The sequence below is a fragment of the Streptomyces mashuensis genome (genome assembly GCF_014654785.1).
Taxonomy (GTDB): Bacteria; Actinomycetota; Actinomycetes; order Streptomycetales; family Streptomycetaceae; genus Streptomyces; species Streptomyces mashuensis.
Genome location: NZ_BNBD01000002.1, coordinates 629,037 through 644,727, shown reverse-complemented (window position 1 = coordinate 644,727; position 15,691 = coordinate 629,037). Strand labels below are relative to the sequence as shown.

Sequence of the window (15,691 nt, the reverse complement as noted above, 5' to 3'; positions counted from 1 at the left end):
TAGGGGGCGGGGCCGGAGCGGGAATGGCCGGGTCATGAACCCCAACACCCCCCTCTCACCACGCCCCCTGTACCACCTCTCCGACGTGCGGCACCGGGTCATGACCATGCGTCAGCTGCGTGAGCACGGCGTCGCGGGGACCACCGTCGGCGAGCGCTGCCGCCCCGGCGGCCCCTGGCAGCGCCTGCTGCCCGGCGTCTACCTGCTGCACACCGGCCCGGCCACCAGCGAGGAACGGCTGCACGCGGCCCTGATGTACACCGTCCCCCGGGACCGGGTGCCCCGGCAGCCCGGCCCCGCCGACCCGCGCGGCACCGGGCCCGCCCCCTACGGGCAGGCCCTGGTCACCGGTGCCGCCGCGCTCGCGCTGTACCGCTTCACGTCCGTGCCCACCCTGCTGTCCCTCGACCACATCGACGTCCTGGTGCCCCGCACCCGCAGACTCCGCTCCACCGGCTTCGTCCGCCTGGTGCGCACCCACACCGTGCCCGCCGGCCGGCTGGTGACCGGCGTGCCGGTCGCCCCCGTCGCCCGTGCCGTCGCCGACACGGTCGAGCGGCTCACCGACCCCGTGGCCGTGCGGCGGGTGCTGGAGGAGGCCGTGCGCGGCGGCCACTGCGAGGCCGGCGCCCTCGTCAAGGAGCTGTCCCGCGCCGGGCTGCTGACCCGGCAGCCCGTGGTGGAGGCCGTCGAGGCCCTGGAGGCCGAGAGCCGCGCCGCCGCCGAGGACCGGCTCTACGCCATGGTTCGTGCGCACGCGCTGCCCGTACCGCTGTGGAACGTCGACCTGCGGCTGCCCGGCGGCCCGTACCTGGGCGGCGTCGACGCCTACTGGCCCGACCACGCCGTGGCCCTGGAGCTGGACACCCGGCCGCACCAGGACGACGACGCGATCTGGTCCGGGCCGTCGCGCAAGCGCGAGCACCTGGAGCGGCTGGGCATCACCGTCGTCCGCGTCACCCCGCGGAAGCTCCGCGACGAGGAGGCGCTGGAGCTCCAGGCCGCGGTCGTCCGCACCGCCCTCGTGGCGTCCGCCGACCGCGAACCCCCCGCCTACGTGGTGGTGCTGCCGCGCTGAGCGCCGGCGGGGCGGCCACCCGCCCCGCCACCGCCCGGCGCCACCGGCCGGTCGTTCAGCGCCGGTTGAGCAGCAGCTCGGTGTTCCGGTCCGTGGGCGTGCCGGAGAGCGTGGTGTCGTTGCCCGGCGCGTTGAAGGCCAGCTCGCGGTAGAGGGAGGCCAGCCCGGTCTGGGAGAGGTCGTGGAAGTCGGTCCGGTACGGCGCCGCCGACTCGATGAGCGTGGTGAACAGGGAGATCGTCCCGTCGTGGTTGTCGGTGATCTCGATGATGCGCGCCAGCTGCGGGTAGTCGATGTGCGAGGCGGTGGCGATCTCCCAGAAGGAGCCGCGCGGCCGGATCCGGTTGCGGTGGCTGTGCCCGTTGATCCAGGCCAGCACGTTGTTGTGGCGCTGGAGCAGCGCGAGGATCTCGTCGCCGCCGTGCCGCGCCTCTTGCGGTCGCGCCGGGTCGGGGGTGGTGTTGTTCATGCTCCAGCTGGGGTGGTGGCTGAAGACGAGGGCGTACTCGTCCTTGTGCTGCGCCAGCGTCCGGTCCAGCCAGTTCAGCTGGGCGGTGCCCAGGGAGCCCTGGTAGTGGCCGCCCGGGTCGGTGGAGTCGATGCTGATGCCGATGACCTTCTCCGCGACCCGGAAGGTGTAGTAGAGGTTGCCCGAGTCGAGGTTCTCGCGCGTGTAGCCGTGCCCGACGGGGCCGCGGCCGGTGAACCGCGGTTCCAGGTGCAGCGCGGCGTACTGACGCGGCGTCAGCGGCACCCGGCGCGGGTCCGGGGTGACCGTGCGCATCTCCCTGCGGTGCTTGTTCAGCATGTCCCTTATCCGGGCGCCCTTGGGGTCGGCGCCCGCCGTCTCGCCCTCCATCAGCCACTTGGCCTCGGCGGGCGGGATGTACTGGAGCTTGCGGCCGCCCACGCACACCTCGGCGATGAACGAGCCGGCCGCCGGGTAGCAGCCGCCGGAGAGCAGGTCGTGGTTGCCGAAGGTGGAGTACCAGGGGATGTTCAGGCCCGGGCTGGTCACCGTGCGGCAGGCGGCGGCCAGGTAGCCGTCGATGCGCGGGTAGCCCAGCTGTTTGTCCTGGTCGCGCAGGGCGCTGTCGGGGTGCCAGTAGAGCTTGAGGTTGCTGTTCTGGACACCCTCGTAGTGCTTGGGGTCGCCGGTCTGCGGGTTCATCCGGCCGCCGCTGAGGGCGGTGAGGAACCACTCGGCCTCGATCTTCGCGTTCTCGTCGCCGTTGTCGCCGGTGGTGACGACGAAACGGAACGGCGCGCCGGTCACCGGGCCGCGGCGCACCTTGTTGACCCGCTCGACCAGGGAGACCACGCCGGGCAGCGTCAGGGCCTCGTGCGGCCGCCAGGCGCCGGCCTCGCCGGAGCGGAAGAACTCGTAGCGCAGCGGGTGCTGGACGTCCGTCAGGTGCAGGTCGGTGAACTGGACGAAGGAGGCGAGCACGGTGCGGCGGTCCTCGCGGCCGGAGCGCCCCTCGGCCAGCTCGGACCGGACGACGCGGGGCCAGCCGGGCCCCGCGCCGAGCCGCCGGTAGCCGCCGGTGCCGCGGGGTGCGGCCACCGAGGCGAGGGTGGTGCCGGCGCCGGTGGGGGCCGCGGCCTCCGCGGCGCCCTCGGCCGTGGCGACGGCCTGCGGTGTGGGGTCGGCCGGGTTCGCGGCGGCCCGTCCGCCGCCCGGCCCGACCGCCAGGCCCAGCCCGGCGGCCGTGGTCACGGCGCCTGCGGCGGCCAGGAAGGAGCGGCGGTCGAGCTGCGGGTCTGCGGTTCTGCGGGATCTGCGGTGCATGGCGGTCTCCCCGAGTGCGGACGCGAAGGCAGGCGGTCGAGCGGGCGTGCGGGCTGTGGGCCCCGTCAGTGAGGATCGTTGGCAGCGACGGTGACCTGGGCGTGAACATGACCGCAACGGTCGCCGCCGATCACCTCACATCGATCTTGGCTACTGCGAACTGGCATACACCACTCGTCCCCTGGAGTGCTGACGCTCACTCAGTGTTCACCCGCGAGGGAACACTGCTGCCGACCATGGGCCGGCGCGTTGATCCGTTTGTCGTACATACATCTGAGCTGCGGGAATGCCCTGACCGGTTGATGACCGGTCGTCCCGCTTCCTCCCGCGCGCCGTATGGCGGGTTTACGCCACCCTTATCCTTCCGCCCCTCGCAACTCTCCCCGAACCGGGGTCACTTCCCGCAAAGTTCCTTGCACGCACGTTCACATCCCAGCAAGGAAGCACATGACCTCCATACCCGAGGCCGGCATACCCTCGGCCGGCTCCGGCGCGCCGCCGGCCCGTCCCGGCCGGGTGGCCCGTACGGTCCTCGCCGCCTCCCTCGTCACCGCGCTCACGGCCGCGGGCGCCGCGCCCGCCCTCGCCGACGGCCCCCGCCCCGCGCCCTCGCCCGGCACACCGGCCAACGGGCCGAAGGACAAGCTCGGTTCCCAGGACGCGGACCTGCTCGCCAAGGCCAAGGCCGAGGGCGACCGGACCGTCACGATGATGATCGCCACCGAGCCGGGCCGCACCGGCCAGGTCGCCGGCCGGCTCGGCGCCGTCGGCGGCGCCTCCGTGGGCCAGGCGTACGACCGGCTCGGCTACGTCCGCGTGACGGTGCCGACGGGCCGGGCCGACGCCGCCATCGACGCGGCGAAGAAGCTCGACGCGGTGCACGCCATCGACCTCAAGCAGGAGATCCCCCTCCCCGACCCCACGCCGCGCGCGGACCTCGGGCAGGGCCACCCCTCCCTCGCCCGCGGCCCCAAAGCCGGCGCCTGGCCGGCGCCGGACGCCCGGACGCCCGCGAAGAACCCGTACCAGCCGGCCTTCGAGACCGGCGCCGTCGGCTTCGTCGAGGACCACCCCAAGGCCGACGGCCGCGGCGTGACCATCGGCATCCTCGACTCCGGCGTCGACCTCGCCCACCCCGCGCTCCAGCGCACCACCACCGGCGAGCGGAAGATCACCGACTGGGTGACGGCCACCGACCCCGTCACCGACGGGGACGACACCTGGCTGCCGATGACCACCGACGTCACCGGCCCGGCCTTCACCTTCAACGGCCGCACCTACACCGCGCCCGGCGCCGGCGGCTCCTACCAGGTGGCCCTCTTCCGCGAGAGCGCCACCACCGGCGGCGACATGAAGGGCGACCTCAACCGGGACGGCGACACCACCGACTCCTGGGCCGTCCTCTACGACAAGGCCCGCGGCACCGTGCGCGTCGACCTCGACGACGACGGGAACTTCGGCAACGACGAGGAGATGAAGCCGTACAAGGACGGCTTCCAGGTCGGGTACTTCGGCAAGGACGACCCCAGCACGCCCATCGCCGAGCGCATCCCCTTCGTCGTGCAGATCCGCAAGGACGTGCCGATGGACGCCAAGGGCGCCGACTGGGCGGGCAAGAAGGCCGACTTCGTCAACATCGGCCTCATCGAGTCCGAGCACGGCACCCACGTCGCCGGCATCACCGCCGCCAACGGCCTCTTCGGCGGCCGGATGAACGGCGCCGCCCCCGGCGCCAAGCTCGTCTCCTCGCGCGCCTGCACCTGGTCCGGCGGCTGCACCAACGTGGCGCTCACCGAGGGCATGATCGACCTGGTGGTCAACCGCGGCGTCGACATCGTCAACATGTCGATCGGCGGCCTCCCGGCCCTCAACGACGGCAACAACGCCCGCGCCGAGCTCTACACCCGCCTGATCGACACCTACGGCGTCCAGCTCGTCATCTCCGCCGGCAACAGCGGCCCGGGCACCAACACGATCGGCGACCCGGCCCTGGCCGACAAGGTCATCAGCGTGGCCGCCTCCGTCTCCAAGGACACCTGGGCCGCCAACTACGGCTCCGAGGTGAAGACGCCGTACGCGATGATGCCCTTCTCCTCCCGCGGCCCGCGCGAGGACGGCGGCCTCACCCCGACGCTCACCGCCCCCGGCGCCTCGGTGAACACCATCCCCACCTGGGAGCCGGGCGCCCCGGTCGCCGAGGCCGGCTACCAGCTCCCGCCGGGCTACGGCATGCTCCAGGGCACCTCGATGGCCTCGCCGCAGGCCGCCGGCGCCTCCGCGCTGCTGATCTCGGCCGCCAAGCAGAAGCACATGAAGCTCACCCCGGCCGACCTGCGCACCGCGCTGACCAGCACCGCCCGCACCATCAAGGGCGCACAGGCGCACGAGCAGGGCGCGGGCCTCATCGACATCGACGAGGCGTGGGAGGCCCTGCGCGAGGGCGCCACCGCCCACGACTACACGGTCAAGGCGCCCGTCTCCACCGCGCTGTCCGGCCGCCTCAAGACCCCCGGCTTCGGCACCGGCCTGTACGACCGCGAGGGCGGCCTCAAGACCGGCGAGACCCAGACGTACGACGTCACGATCACCCGCACCTCCGGCCCCGACAGGCCCGTGTGGCACGAGCTGGGCTGGCGCACCAACGACGGCACGTTCGCGCTCGTCGGCGACGACGAGGTGAAGCTGCCGCTGAACAAGCCGGTCACCGTGAAGGTCAAGGCCAAGGCGAAGAGCGCCGGGGTGCACAGCGCGATCCTCACGGTCGACGACGAGCACACCGAGGGCATCGACAAGCAGATCATGACCACGGTCGTGGCCGCCGAGCCGCTCGCCGCGCCCTCCTACCGGCTGGAGAAGACCGCCAAGGCCACCCGTAACGCCACGACCTCGTACTTCGTGACCGTGCCCAAGGGCGCGACCTCGCTGGACGTGGCCATGAGCGGCCTGGCGGCGGGCAGCCAGACGCGGTTCGTCGCGATCAACCCGTACGGCGTCCCGGTCGACCCGACGTCCACGCCGAACTGCTACCCGAACTACCCCAACCCGGCCAACACCTGCCGCCCGGACCAGCGCTCGTACGCCAAGCCGCTGCCCGGCGTCTGGGAGATCGAGGTCGAGTCCCGCCGCACGTCACCGCTGCTGGACAACCCCTACACCCTGACGGTCACGGCCCAGGGCGTCACCGGCTGACACCTCCGCCGCAGCGCCCCGCCACAGCTCCGACCGAGGACCGGACGCACCGCGTCCGGTCCTCGGACAATGGATTGGACTTTTGGGGCGGGTGGCACCGCATGATGGGAACCGGACGGCCGGGTGGGTCGTCCCTGGCAGCAGTGACGTCACAGGAGTAGGGAGCCCCCCGTGCGGATCGGAATCGTCGGAGCCACCGGCCAGGTCGGCGGAGTCATGCGGAACATCCTCGCCGAGCGCGCCTTCCCGGTGAGCGAGCTCCGGCTGTTCGCCTCCGCTCGCTCCGCCGGCTCCACGCTGCCGTGGCAGGACACGGAGATCACCGTCGAGGACGCGGCCACCGCCGACTACTCCGGTCTGGACATCGTCCTCTTCTCGGCCGGCGGCGCCACCTCCCGGGCCCTCGCCGAGAAGGTCGCCGCGCAGGGCGCCGTGGTGATCGACAACTCCTCGGCCTGGCGCCGCGACCCCGAGGTGCCGCTGGTGGTCTCCGAGGTCAACCCGCACGCGATCAAGCAGCGGCCCAAGGGCATCATCGCCAACCCGAACTGCACCACCATGGCCGCCATGCCGGTGCTCATGCCGCTGCACCGGGAGGCCGGGCTCACCGCCCTGGTCGCCACCACCTACCAGGCCGTCTCCGGCTCCGGCCTGGCCGGCGTCGCCGAGCTGGACGGCCAGGTCCGCAAGGTGGCCGACCGCGCCGCGGGCCTCACCCACGACGGCGAGGCCGTGGAGTTCCCCGAGCCGGCCGTCTACAAGCGCCCCATCGCCTTCAACGTGCTGCCGCTGGCCGGCGCCGTCGTCGACGACGGCAGCTTCGAGACGGACGAGGAGCAGAAGCTCCGCCACGAGTCCCGCAAGATCCTCGGCATCCCCGGCCTCAAGGTCTCCGGCACCTGCGTCCGCGTCCCGGTCTTCTCCGGCCACTCCCTCCAGGTCAACGCCCGCTTCGAGCGCCCCCTCGGCGTCGAGCGCGCCTACGAGCTGCTGAAGGACGCCCCGGGCGTGGAGCTCTCGGAGATCCCCACCCCGCTGCAGGCCGCCGGCAAGGACGCCTCCTACGTGGGCCGCATCCGCGTGGACGAGACCGTGGAGAACGGCCTCGCGCTCTTCGTCTCCAACGACAACCTCCGCAAGGGCGCCGCCCTCAACGCCGTCCAGATCGCCGAGCTGGTCGCCGCGGAGCTGCGCGGCTGACGCGCCCCTTCGGGCAGGAACGGAAGGGCCCGGCGGTCACCGCCGGGCCCTTCGCCGTACCACCGTCGCTCAGCGGCGCGCGGCCGCCCGCTGGCGGACGTAGCCGATGACGGCCAGCCCGATCGTCAGGCCGGCGGTCGACCACAGCTGGATGCGGGTGTCCTCCTCGCGGAGCATCAGCGACAGGACGCCCACGATGCCCGCCAGGCCCGCCCACGTCAGGCCCGGGTACAGCCACATCCGCACCACGAGCTTCTCCGGCGTCTCGCGCTCCAGGCGGCGGCGCATCAGCAGCTGGGTGACGGCGATGAAGCCCCACACGACGAGGACCGCGGCGCCCGTCATGTACAGCAGCCACTTGAAGACCGAGTTCGGCCACCAGTAGCTGAGCAGCACCGCGAAGAAGCCGAAGGCCGAGGAGGCCACCACGGTCAGGCGGGGCACGCCGCCGTGCGTCTTCGCCAGGAAGCGGGGGCCCTCGCCGCGTTGCACGAGCGAGTACGCCATGCGGGAGGCGCCGTAGATGTTGGCGTTCATCGCCGACAGCAGGGCGACCAGGACGATCACGTTCATGATCTGGCCGGCGGCGGGGATGTCGAGGTGGTTCAGCACCGCCACGTAGGGGCCGTGGTCGAGGATCGACGTGTCGTTCCACGGGATGACGGTGACGACGACGAGCATCGAGCCGACGTAGAAGAGGGCGATGCGCCACATCGCGGTGCGGACGGCCTTGGCCACGCCCGTGACCGGGTGCTCGGACTCGGCGGCGGCGATGGTGACGGTCTCCAGGCCGCCGAAGGCGAAGACGGACGCCAGCAGTCCGACGACGAGGCCGTCGGTGCCGTGGGGCAGGAAGCCGCCGTGGCCGGTGAGGTTGTCGGCGCCGGGGGAGGCGGTGCCCGGCAGCAGGCCGAGGACGGCCGCGACGCCCAGCAGCAGGAAGACGACGATGGCGCCCACCTTCAGGGTGGCGAACCAGAACTCGAACTCGCCGAAGTTGCCCACCGCCGCCAGGTTCGTGCCGCAGAAGAGCGCCATGAACAGCAGCACCCACATCCACGACGGGGTGGAGGGGAACCAGGACACCATGATGTTGGCCGCGCCGATCGCCTCCACGGCGATGCCGACGCAGAGCTCGACCCAGAACATCCAGCCGACCGTGAAGCCGGCCCACGGGCCTATCGCCCGCTCGGCGTGCACGGAGAACGTGCCCGAGGCCGGGTTGGCCGCGGCCATCTCGCCCAGCATGCGCATCACGAGCATGACCAGCAGGCCGGAGAGGGCATAGGCGAGCACGATGCCCGGGCCGGCGGCGGCGATGCCGGCGCCGGAGCCCACGAAGAGGCCGGCGCCGATGACGCCGCCGAGGGCGATCATCGACAGATGGCGCTGTTTCAGGCCGTGCGAGAGGTCGCCCGGGCCGTGCGGCGTGGAGTCGCCCCCGGCCTCGCGCTGCGATGCCGAGGTCGCAGGTGTACCAGTCATGGTCGTCTGTCCCCGTGGGTGAGTGCGGTGAAGCCGAAAAGAACGCGCTGTGGAACCCTGTGCCGGAAAACGGCGCAGAAAGTTGCCTCAGTGTGGGGGTGATGTTCGCTCAGGACAACAGTTGTGACAGAGCTGTCCGATATTCAGACGCCACTGTCACGTTGAGTACCTGAAATATCGCCAGATACGAGGCTTTTTACGGGTTGATCAATGGCGAATCAATGGCGAATCAATCAGGACGTCGTGCCGCGCCGCTGCTTCAGCTCGCGCAGCAGGGCCACCACGATCACCGCACCGGTCGCCCCGGCGGACCACAGCAGCTGCGGCCGCGCCTCGGCGTCGGTGAGCATCAGCACCAGCACCCCGCCCATGGCGGCCAGCGCCGCCCAGGTCAGATAGGGGAAGCACCACATGCGCAGCGTCAGCCGCTCCGGCATCTCGCGCTCGATCCGGCGCCGCAGCCGCAGCTGCGAGGCGGCGATCAGGCCCCAGACGAACAGCAGCACCGACCCCACCGCGTTGAGCAGATAACGGAAGATCGAATCCGGCCATTCCAGGTTGAGGATCACCGAGGCGAAGCCGAATGCCACCGAGGCGAGCACGGCCCGGCGCGGCACCCCGCCGCCGGACACCTTCAGCAGGGCCCGCGGCGCCTCGCCGCGCTCGGCCAGCGAGAACACCATGCGCGAGGAGCCGTACAGGTTGGCGTTGAGCGCGGACAGCAGCGCCACGAACACGACCGCGTTCATGATCTGCCCGGCCGCCGGGACGCCGATGTGGTCCAGCACCGCCACGTACGGGCTCTGCCCCGGCTTCATCGCCGTCCACGGCAGCACGGTCACGATGACCAGCATCGAGCCCACGTAGAAGAAGAGGATGCGCCACACCGCGCTGCGCACGGCCCGGCCCACGGCGCGTGCCGGGTCGTCGGACTCGGCGGCCGCGATGGTGACGACCTCCAGGCCGCCGAAGGCGAAGACCACGGCCAGCACGCCGGAGATCACGCCGCTCCAGCCGTGCGGCAGGAAGCCGCCCTGGCCGGTCAGGTTGGACATGCCCACCGCGTCGGTGTCCGGCAGCAGCCCGAAGACCGCCAGCAGGCCGAGACCGAGGAAGAGGACGATCGCGCCCACCTTCAGGGCCGCGAACCAGAACTCGAACTCACCGAAGTTCTTCACCGCCGCGAGGTTCGCGGTCGTGAAGACCAGCATGAAAATCAGCACCCAGCCCCACTGCGGCACGCCGGGCACCCAGCCGTGCGCGATCTGGGCGGCGCCCGTCGCCTCCACGGCCAGCACGACCACCAGCAGGAACCAGTAGAGCCAGCCCACAGAGAACCCGGCCCAGCGGCCCAGCGCGCGCTCGGCGTGGACCGAGAACGCGCCCGAGGCCGGCATGGCCGCCGACAACTCGCCCAGCATCCGCATGACCAGCATGGCGAGCGCGCCCGCGATCAGGTACGAGACGATGATGCCCGGCCCGGCGACCGCGATCCCGGCGCCGGAGCCCACGAACAGGCCCGCACCGATCACGCCGCCCAGGCCCAGCATGGTCAGGTGACGCTGCTTGAGCCCCGTGGCCAGCGGTTCTTTCTCGCCGTCGGCAAGGGGCGCGGCGGCGGGCGATGCGTCGTGCATGGGGCTCGTTCCCTTGTGCTGGTGCGCCTGCCCCGGGGGAGCGGACGCGGGGGTGAGGACCAGATTCCCCCGGGCGGGCGGCAATGGCCAAGCCACATCGCCCCTGTCGTGACGAGCATCACGTTTCCGGTCGCAATTTCCGCAACGGTGTGCGTACGGCACACCACGGCTCCGCCCGCCGGGCGTGAATTCCGCCAAACCGGGGCCGTCCGGCTTGTCACAGCACTCCGGTGCCCCGTGGATCACCCTCGGCTAACGTCGGGCTGTCCCGTCCGTCCACACCTCGCGGAGTACCGATGGCCACCGCCACCGCCCACGTCACCCGTACAGGCACCGGTACGGTCCTTGCCGACCTGCTGCCCGCCTCGTCCGCCGGCCGCGCCCGGGCCCGCGACGCGGCCCTGGTCCTCGGCGGCGCCGCCCTGACCGGCCTGACCGCGCAGATCGCCGTGCCCGTGCCCGGCTCGCCCGTGCCCGTCAGCGGCCAGACCTTCGCCGCGCTTCTCGTCGGCACCGCCCTCGGCGCCCGCCGCGGCTTCCTCTCCCTGGCCCTGTACGCCGTCGCGGGCGTCGCCGGCATGCCGTGGTTCGCCGAGGCCCGCGCCGGCGCCGCCTTCCCCTCCTTCGGCTACGTCCTGGGCATGCTGCTGGCCGCCACGGTCGTCGGCGCCCTCGCCCGCCGCGGCGCGGACCGCTCGGCCCTGCGCACCGCCGGCAGCATGGCGCTGGGCACGGCCATCATCTACGCCGTCGGCGTCCCGTACCTCGCCCTGGCCGCGCACCTGTCGCTGAGCGAGGCGGTCTCGGCCGGCCTGGTGCCGTTCCTCATCGGTGACGCCCTCAAGGCCGCGCTGGCCATGGGCGCCCTGCCGGCGGCCTGGAAGCTCCTGGGCCGCCGCGGCTGAGCCGTACGAGCCGTAGGCGCACACGAACGAACGGGCCGGGCCCGCACCCCAGGAGATGGGGTGCGGGCCCGGCCCGTTGCCGTACGGCCGCTTACTGCTCGACGGGGGCGGCAGCGGCGGCGCCGGCGGCCTTCGCCTTGCGGCGCTTGTCCAGCACCAGGCCGATGGCCAGGACCACCGCTCCGACCAGCGTCGACAGCAGCACCTGCTCGCGGTTGTCGCCGCCGTCCACGACCATGTAGCCGAGCACGAAGAGGATCATGGCGATGGTGGCGAGCGTCAGGTAGGGGAAGAGCCACATGCGCACGCGCAGCTTCTCCGGCGCCTCGCGCAGGATGATCCCGCGCATCTTCAGCTGCGTGACGCAGATGGCCAGCCAGACGAAGAGGGCGACCGCGCCCGAGGAGTTCAGCAGGAACTTGAAGACCGTGTCGGGCCACATGTAGTTGAAGAACACCGACACGAAGCCGAAGATCACCGAACCGATGATGGCGGCCCGCGGCACACCGCTGGAGCTGACCTTCGCGAACGCCTTCGGCGCGTCACCGCGCTGGCCCAGCGAGAACGCCATGCGGGAGGCCGTGTAGAGGCCGGAGTTCAGGCAGGACAGCACCGCGGTCAGCACGATCACGTTCATGATCTGGCCGGCGTGCGGAATGCCGATCGAGTCGAGCGCCGCGACGTAGCTGCCCTTCTCCGCGATCTCCTTGGAGTCCCACGGCAGCAGGCTGACCACGACCAGGATCGAGCCCAGGTAGAAGACGCCGATGCGCCAGATGACGCTGTTGGTGGCCTGGGACACCGCGCGCTGCGGGTCCTCCGACTCACCGGCGGCCAGCGTGACGATCTCGCTGCCCATGAAGGAGAAGACCACCATCAGCACACCGGTGAGGATCGCGCCGGGGCCGTGCGGCAGGAAGCCGCCGTGCGAGGTGAGGAAGTCGAAGCCCGCACCCGGGTTGTCCGAGCCCGGCAGCACGCCGAACACGGCCAGGGCGCCCACGACGATGAACGCCGCGATGGCGACGACCTTGATGCCCGCGAACCAGAACTCGAACTCGCCGTACGAGCTGACCGAGGCCAGGTTGGTCGCCGTCAGCACGACCATGACGAGGAGCGCCCAGCCCCACTGCGGGATGGCCGGGACCCAGCCCTCCAGGATCTTGGCGCCGGCGGTCGCCTCGACCGCGAGCACCACGACCCAGAAGAACCAGTAGAGCCAGCCGATGGTGAAACCGGCCCAGCGGCCCAGCGCCCGGTCCGCGTAGGCCGAGAACGAGCCCGAGGTCGGGTTGGCGGCGGCCATCTCGCCCAGCATCCGCATCACGAAGACGACCATCGCGCCGACGAGTGCGTACGAGATGAGAATGCCCGGGCCGGCCGCGGCGATACCCGACGCGGAACCCACGAAGAGGCCGGCGCCGATGACACCACCGATGGCAATCATGGACAGGTGGCGGTTCTTGAGGCCGGCCTTGAGGCCGTCCCCGCCCACGCCGTGGGCGTGGCCGGGATCGCCGGACGTCGACGCCTTCGTCATGGTCGGCGGTGTCGCGCTCATGTGCACGTTCCTTCGGGTTGTTCCTTCGGTCCTCGGTTACCGGAGGTTTCTCGGGTCACGAGTCCAGGCATTAGAACTTTTCCGGACCGGCTTCCGGAAGAGCCGAATCCAATTCGTTGCATTCGCCCGGGACGCGTACCCACCCGGTGACGGAACGCACCCGCCGGTCGTGCCACACTCGGACGCATGCGCGTGTACCTCGGCTCCGACCATGCCGGCTACGAACTCAAGAACCACCTCGTCGAGTGGCTCAAGGCCCACGGCCACGAGCCCGTCGACTGCGGCCCCCACATCTACGACGCCCAGGACGACTACCCGCCGTTCTGCCTCCGCGCCGCGGAGCGGACCGCCGCGGACGAGGGCAGCCTCGGCATCGTCATCGGCGGCTCGGGCAACGGCGAGCAGATCGCCGCGAACAAGGTGAAGGGCGTCCGCTGCGCCCTCGCCTGGAGCGAGCAGACCGCGGCCCTCGGCCGTGAGCACAACAACGCCAACGTCGTCAGCGTCGGCGCCCGCATGCACACGCAGGACGAGGCGACGAAGTTCGTCGAGATCTTCCTCACCACGCCGTACTCGGGTGACGAGCGCCACACGCGCCGTATCGACATGCTGAGCGCGTACGAGGAGACGGGCGAGCTCCCGGCGATCCCGGCCCACCACCCGCAGCAGGACTGACGGGACCAGCCCCGTGCCCGCCCCGGCGACGCCCGGGGCGGGCTCTCGTCGTACGGAGGACGTCACCCCATGCCCGAAGGGCATACGATCCACCGCCTCGCCGCGGACCACCGCGCCCTCTTCGCGGGCGCCCCGGTGCGGGCCACCAGCCCCCAGGGCAAGTTCGCCGACGGCGCCGCCCTCGTGGACGGCCAGGTCCTGGAGGGCGCCGAAGCCCACGGCAAGCACCTCTTCCTCGGCTTCGCCGCGACCGGCTGGATCCACGTCCACCTCGGCCTCTTCGGCAAGTACACCCTCGGCGACGGCGCCGCCCCGCCGCCCACCGCGACCGTACGGCTGCGCCTGGCGACCCCGTCCGCGTACGCGGACCTGCGCGGCCCCACCGCCTGCGCCCTGATCACCGACGGCGAGAAGCAGGCGATACACGAGCGGCTCGGCCCCGACCCGCTGCGCGACGGCGACGACCCGGACCGCGCCTGGCGGCGCATCGCGCGCAGCCGCACCACGATCGCCGCGCTGCTGATGGACCAGAAGATCGTCGCGGGCGTCGGCAACGTCTACCGCGCCGAGGTCCTCTTCCGGCACGGCATCGACCCGTACCGCCCCGGCCGCGACCTGACGCAGCGTCAGTGGAACGCGATCTGGACCGACCTGGCGGCGCTCATGCGCGAGGGTGTGCGGAACAACCGGATCGACACCGTCCGGCCCGAGCACACGCCCGAGGCCATGGGCCGCCCGCCGCGCGTCGACGACCACGGCGGTGAGGTGTACGTCTACCGGCGCGCCGGGCAGCCCTGCCACATCTGCGGCGACGAGATCCGCACCGCCGGTCTCGCCGCCCGCAACCTCTTCTGGTGCCCCGGCTGTCAGAAGCCGTGAGGCAGCCACGGCGCCACCGCGCTGCCGAACGCCACCGACGCCTCCTCCAGCGCGCCCTCGCGCAGCTCGCGCACCCGGCCGGCGGCGGCGAGCCCGGCCAGTGACGTGCCGCCCAGGTAGGCGGCGGCCAGCTCCCGCACCGACAGGGCGAGGTCCGGCGCGTCCCGCGTGGGCGCGCAGACCGCCCCCTTGGCGTCACCGGTGAGCCGCCACCGGCCCGCGTTCCACGGGCAGAAGGCGTCCGTCACCTCCAGCACGACGTCGACCGGCGCCCGGTACCGCCGCGCCGCCAGCGCCGCGCCCACGTCGACCAGCCGCACGTGCAGATGGTCGGCCACGGCCGCGTGGCAGCGCCGGACGTCGGTGACCAGGTGCAGCAGCGGGTCGTCGACCGGCAGGTTCTCGGCCTCCACCCACGCCGTGAGGTCGAGGGCGAAGAGGTACCGCCACAGCTCGGCCCGCGCGGCCGGCGTCAGCGCCTCCAGGTCGCGCAGCACCACCGTGCCCCCGGGCCCGCCGGCCTCCCAGGCGGGCCGCACCGCGTACCGGGCATAGCCCACCACCGCACCGTCCGCCTCGGCGAGCACGCACTGCAACGGCGAGCCGCCCGCACGCTTCGCCGGCGGGTCGAGCAGCGGCACCGCGTCCCAGCCCGGCTGCCGGGCGAGCATGCCCGGCCGGGTGGTGACCCGGCGCGCGTACACCTCCTCGCACACGGCACGCGCCGCCCCGGGCTCCGACAAGCGCAGCCGCACCTCCTGTGAGGCGGAAGGGTCGTCCGTGGCCGGTGGTACGGCGATACGGGTCCGGGTCGTATCGATCCGCACCGACATCCGGTACGTTGCCACGGCGTACCCGAACCGCCCGTAGATGTCCGGTTCCGAGGCGGTCAGCACCGCCAGCGGCTCACCACCGGCCCGCAGGTCGTCGAGCTGGCGGCGCATCATCGACCGCAACACCCCGCGCCGCCGGTGCGTGGGGCGTACGCTGACCATGGTCACGCCCGCCGCGGGCACCAGCTCGCCGCCCGGCACGCACAGGCGGAACGAGAACGCTCCCGTCGTGCCCACCGCCTCGGCGCCGTCCCAGACGCCGACCGAACGGCCCGGCTCGGTGAGCTCGCGCCACAGCCCCCGCTCCTCCGGGGCCTCCGGCACCCCGCCGAAGGCCAGCTCGAGATTGTCGTACCAGCGGTCCCACTCGGCCTCGTGCAGTACGCGTAACTCCGTTGTCATAACTCATGACTAGCAACACATTCCCGTTCAAGCGAACGAATTTCACATATGGTTG

The 15,691-nt window shown here is 72.1% G+C and carries 10 protein-coding genes and 1 pseudogene; 6 read left to right on the top strand and 5 right to left on the bottom strand.

What is annotated here, in order from left to right; translation table 11 throughout:
- The first annotated feature begins 34 nt into the window (after window positions 1-34).
- The gene (locus IE305_RS08175; protein WP_190128756.1) at window positions 35-1,078 is read left to right on the top strand and encodes a putative endonuclease domain-containing protein; all 1,044 of its coding nucleotides are present in this window, start codon (window positions 35-37) and stop codon (window positions 1,076-1,078) included.
- Window positions 1,079-1,133: 55 nt separating this feature from the next.
- Here IE305_RS08175 and IE305_RS08170 read toward each other — a convergent pair whose 3' ends face one another.
- A complete protein-coding gene (locus IE305_RS08170; protein ID WP_190128755.1) occupies window positions 1,134-2,870 on the bottom strand; it encodes a TIGR03767 family metallophosphoesterase in 1,737 nt (578 codons plus the stop codon).
- A 447-nt stretch (window positions 2,871-3,317) separates the two neighbouring features.
- Here IE305_RS08170 and IE305_RS08165 point away from each other — a divergent pair.
- Window positions 3,318-6,047, top strand: a pseudogene (locus IE305_RS08165) (S8 family serine peptidase); the annotation flags it as partial.
- Window positions 6,048-6,230: 183 nt separating this feature from the next.
- On the top strand, window positions 6,231-7,259 hold the full coding sequence (locus tag IE305_RS08160; RefSeq protein WP_190128754.1) for an aspartate-semialdehyde dehydrogenase: 1,029 nt from the start codon (window positions 6,231-6,233) through the stop codon (window positions 7,257-7,259).
- A 69-nt stretch (window positions 7,260-7,328) separates the two neighbouring features.
- Here IE305_RS08160 and IE305_RS08155 read toward each other — a convergent pair whose 3' ends face one another.
- Both IE305_RS08155 and IE305_RS08150 read right to left on the bottom strand, forming a co-directional pair.
- Entirely contained in the window at window positions 7,329-8,744 is a 1,416-nt protein-coding gene (locus tag IE305_RS08155; protein WP_190128753.1) for an amino acid permease, read from the bottom strand.
- Between the two features lie 233 nt (window positions 8,745-8,977).
- The gene (locus tag IE305_RS08150) at window positions 8,978-10,381 is read right to left on the bottom strand and encodes an amino acid permease (protein ID WP_190128752.1); all 1,404 of its coding nucleotides are present in this window, start codon (window positions 10,379-10,381) and stop codon (window positions 8,978-8,980) included.
- Window positions 10,382-10,677: 296 nt separating this feature from the next.
- Between IE305_RS08150 and IE305_RS08145 the strand changes: the two genes are divergently transcribed.
- On the top strand, window positions 10,678-11,286 hold the full coding sequence (locus IE305_RS08145) for a biotin transporter BioY (RefSeq protein WP_190128751.1): 609 nt from the start codon (window positions 10,678-10,680) through the stop codon (window positions 11,284-11,286).
- A gap of 91 nt (window positions 11,287-11,377) precedes the next feature.
- Here the strand turns inward: IE305_RS08145 and IE305_RS08140 are convergent, their stop codons facing one another.
- Window positions 11,378-12,847: an amino acid permease gene (locus tag IE305_RS08140; RefSeq protein ID WP_190128750.1), complete on the bottom strand. Its 1,470-nt coding sequence runs from the start codon at window positions 12,845-12,847 to the stop codon at window positions 11,378-11,380.
- A gap of 186 nt (window positions 12,848-13,033) precedes the next feature.
- Between IE305_RS08140 and IE305_RS08135 the strand changes: the two genes are divergently transcribed.
- Together IE305_RS08135 and IE305_RS08130 are read left to right on the top strand one after the other, a co-directional pair.
- Complete coding sequence (locus tag IE305_RS08135) at window positions 13,034-13,522, top strand: ribose-5-phosphate isomerase (protein ID WP_190128749.1); 489 nt, start codon at window positions 13,034-13,036, stop codon at window positions 13,520-13,522.
- 69 nt (window positions 13,523-13,591) lie between these two features.
- Entirely contained in the window at window positions 13,592-14,401 is an 810-nt protein-coding gene (locus IE305_RS08130) for an Fpg/Nei family DNA glycosylase (protein WP_190128748.1), read from the top strand.
- Here IE305_RS08130 and IE305_RS08125 read toward each other — a convergent pair.
- The gene (locus IE305_RS08125) at window positions 14,389-15,636 is read right to left on the bottom strand and encodes a GNAT family N-acetyltransferase (protein WP_190128747.1); all 1,248 of its coding nucleotides are present in this window, start codon (window positions 15,634-15,636) and stop codon (window positions 14,389-14,391) included. The genes IE305_RS08130 and IE305_RS08125 overlap by 13 nt on opposite strands.
- Window positions 15,637-15,691 lie beyond the last annotated feature (55 nt).

Bases quoted from the DNA above. Each gene is read 5' to 3' on its own strand.
- IE305_RS08155 (WP_190128753.1), bottom strand. From the start codon at position 8,744: ATGACTGGTACACCTGCGACCTCGGCATCGCAGCGCGAGGCCGGGGGC.
- IE305_RS08175 (WP_190128756.1), top strand. From the start codon at position 35: ATGAACCCCAACACCCCCCTCTCACCACGCCCCCTGTACCACCTCTCC.
- IE305_RS08130 (WP_190128748.1), top strand. From the start codon at position 13,592: ATGCCCGAAGGGCATACGATCCACCGCCTCGCCGCGGACCACCGCGCC.
- IE305_RS08170 (WP_190128755.1), bottom strand. From the start codon at position 2,870: ATGCACCGCAGATCCCGCAGAACCGCAGACCCGCAGCTCGACCGCCGC.
- IE305_RS08150 (WP_190128752.1), bottom strand. From the start codon at position 10,381: ATGCACGACGCATCGCCCGCCGCCGCGCCCCTTGCCGACGGCGAGAAA.
- IE305_RS08125 (WP_190128747.1), bottom strand. From the start codon at position 15,636: ATGACAACGGAGTTACGCGTACTGCACGAGGCCGAGTGGGACCGCTGG.
- IE305_RS08135 (WP_190128749.1), top strand. From the start codon at position 13,034: ATGCGCGTGTACCTCGGCTCCGACCATGCCGGCTACGAACTCAAGAAC.
- IE305_RS08145 (WP_190128751.1), top strand. From the start codon at position 10,678: ATGGCCACCGCCACCGCCCACGTCACCCGTACAGGCACCGGTACGGTC.
- IE305_RS08140 (WP_190128750.1), bottom strand. From the start codon at position 12,847: ATGAGCGCGACACCGCCGACCATGACGAAGGCGTCGACGTCCGGCGAT.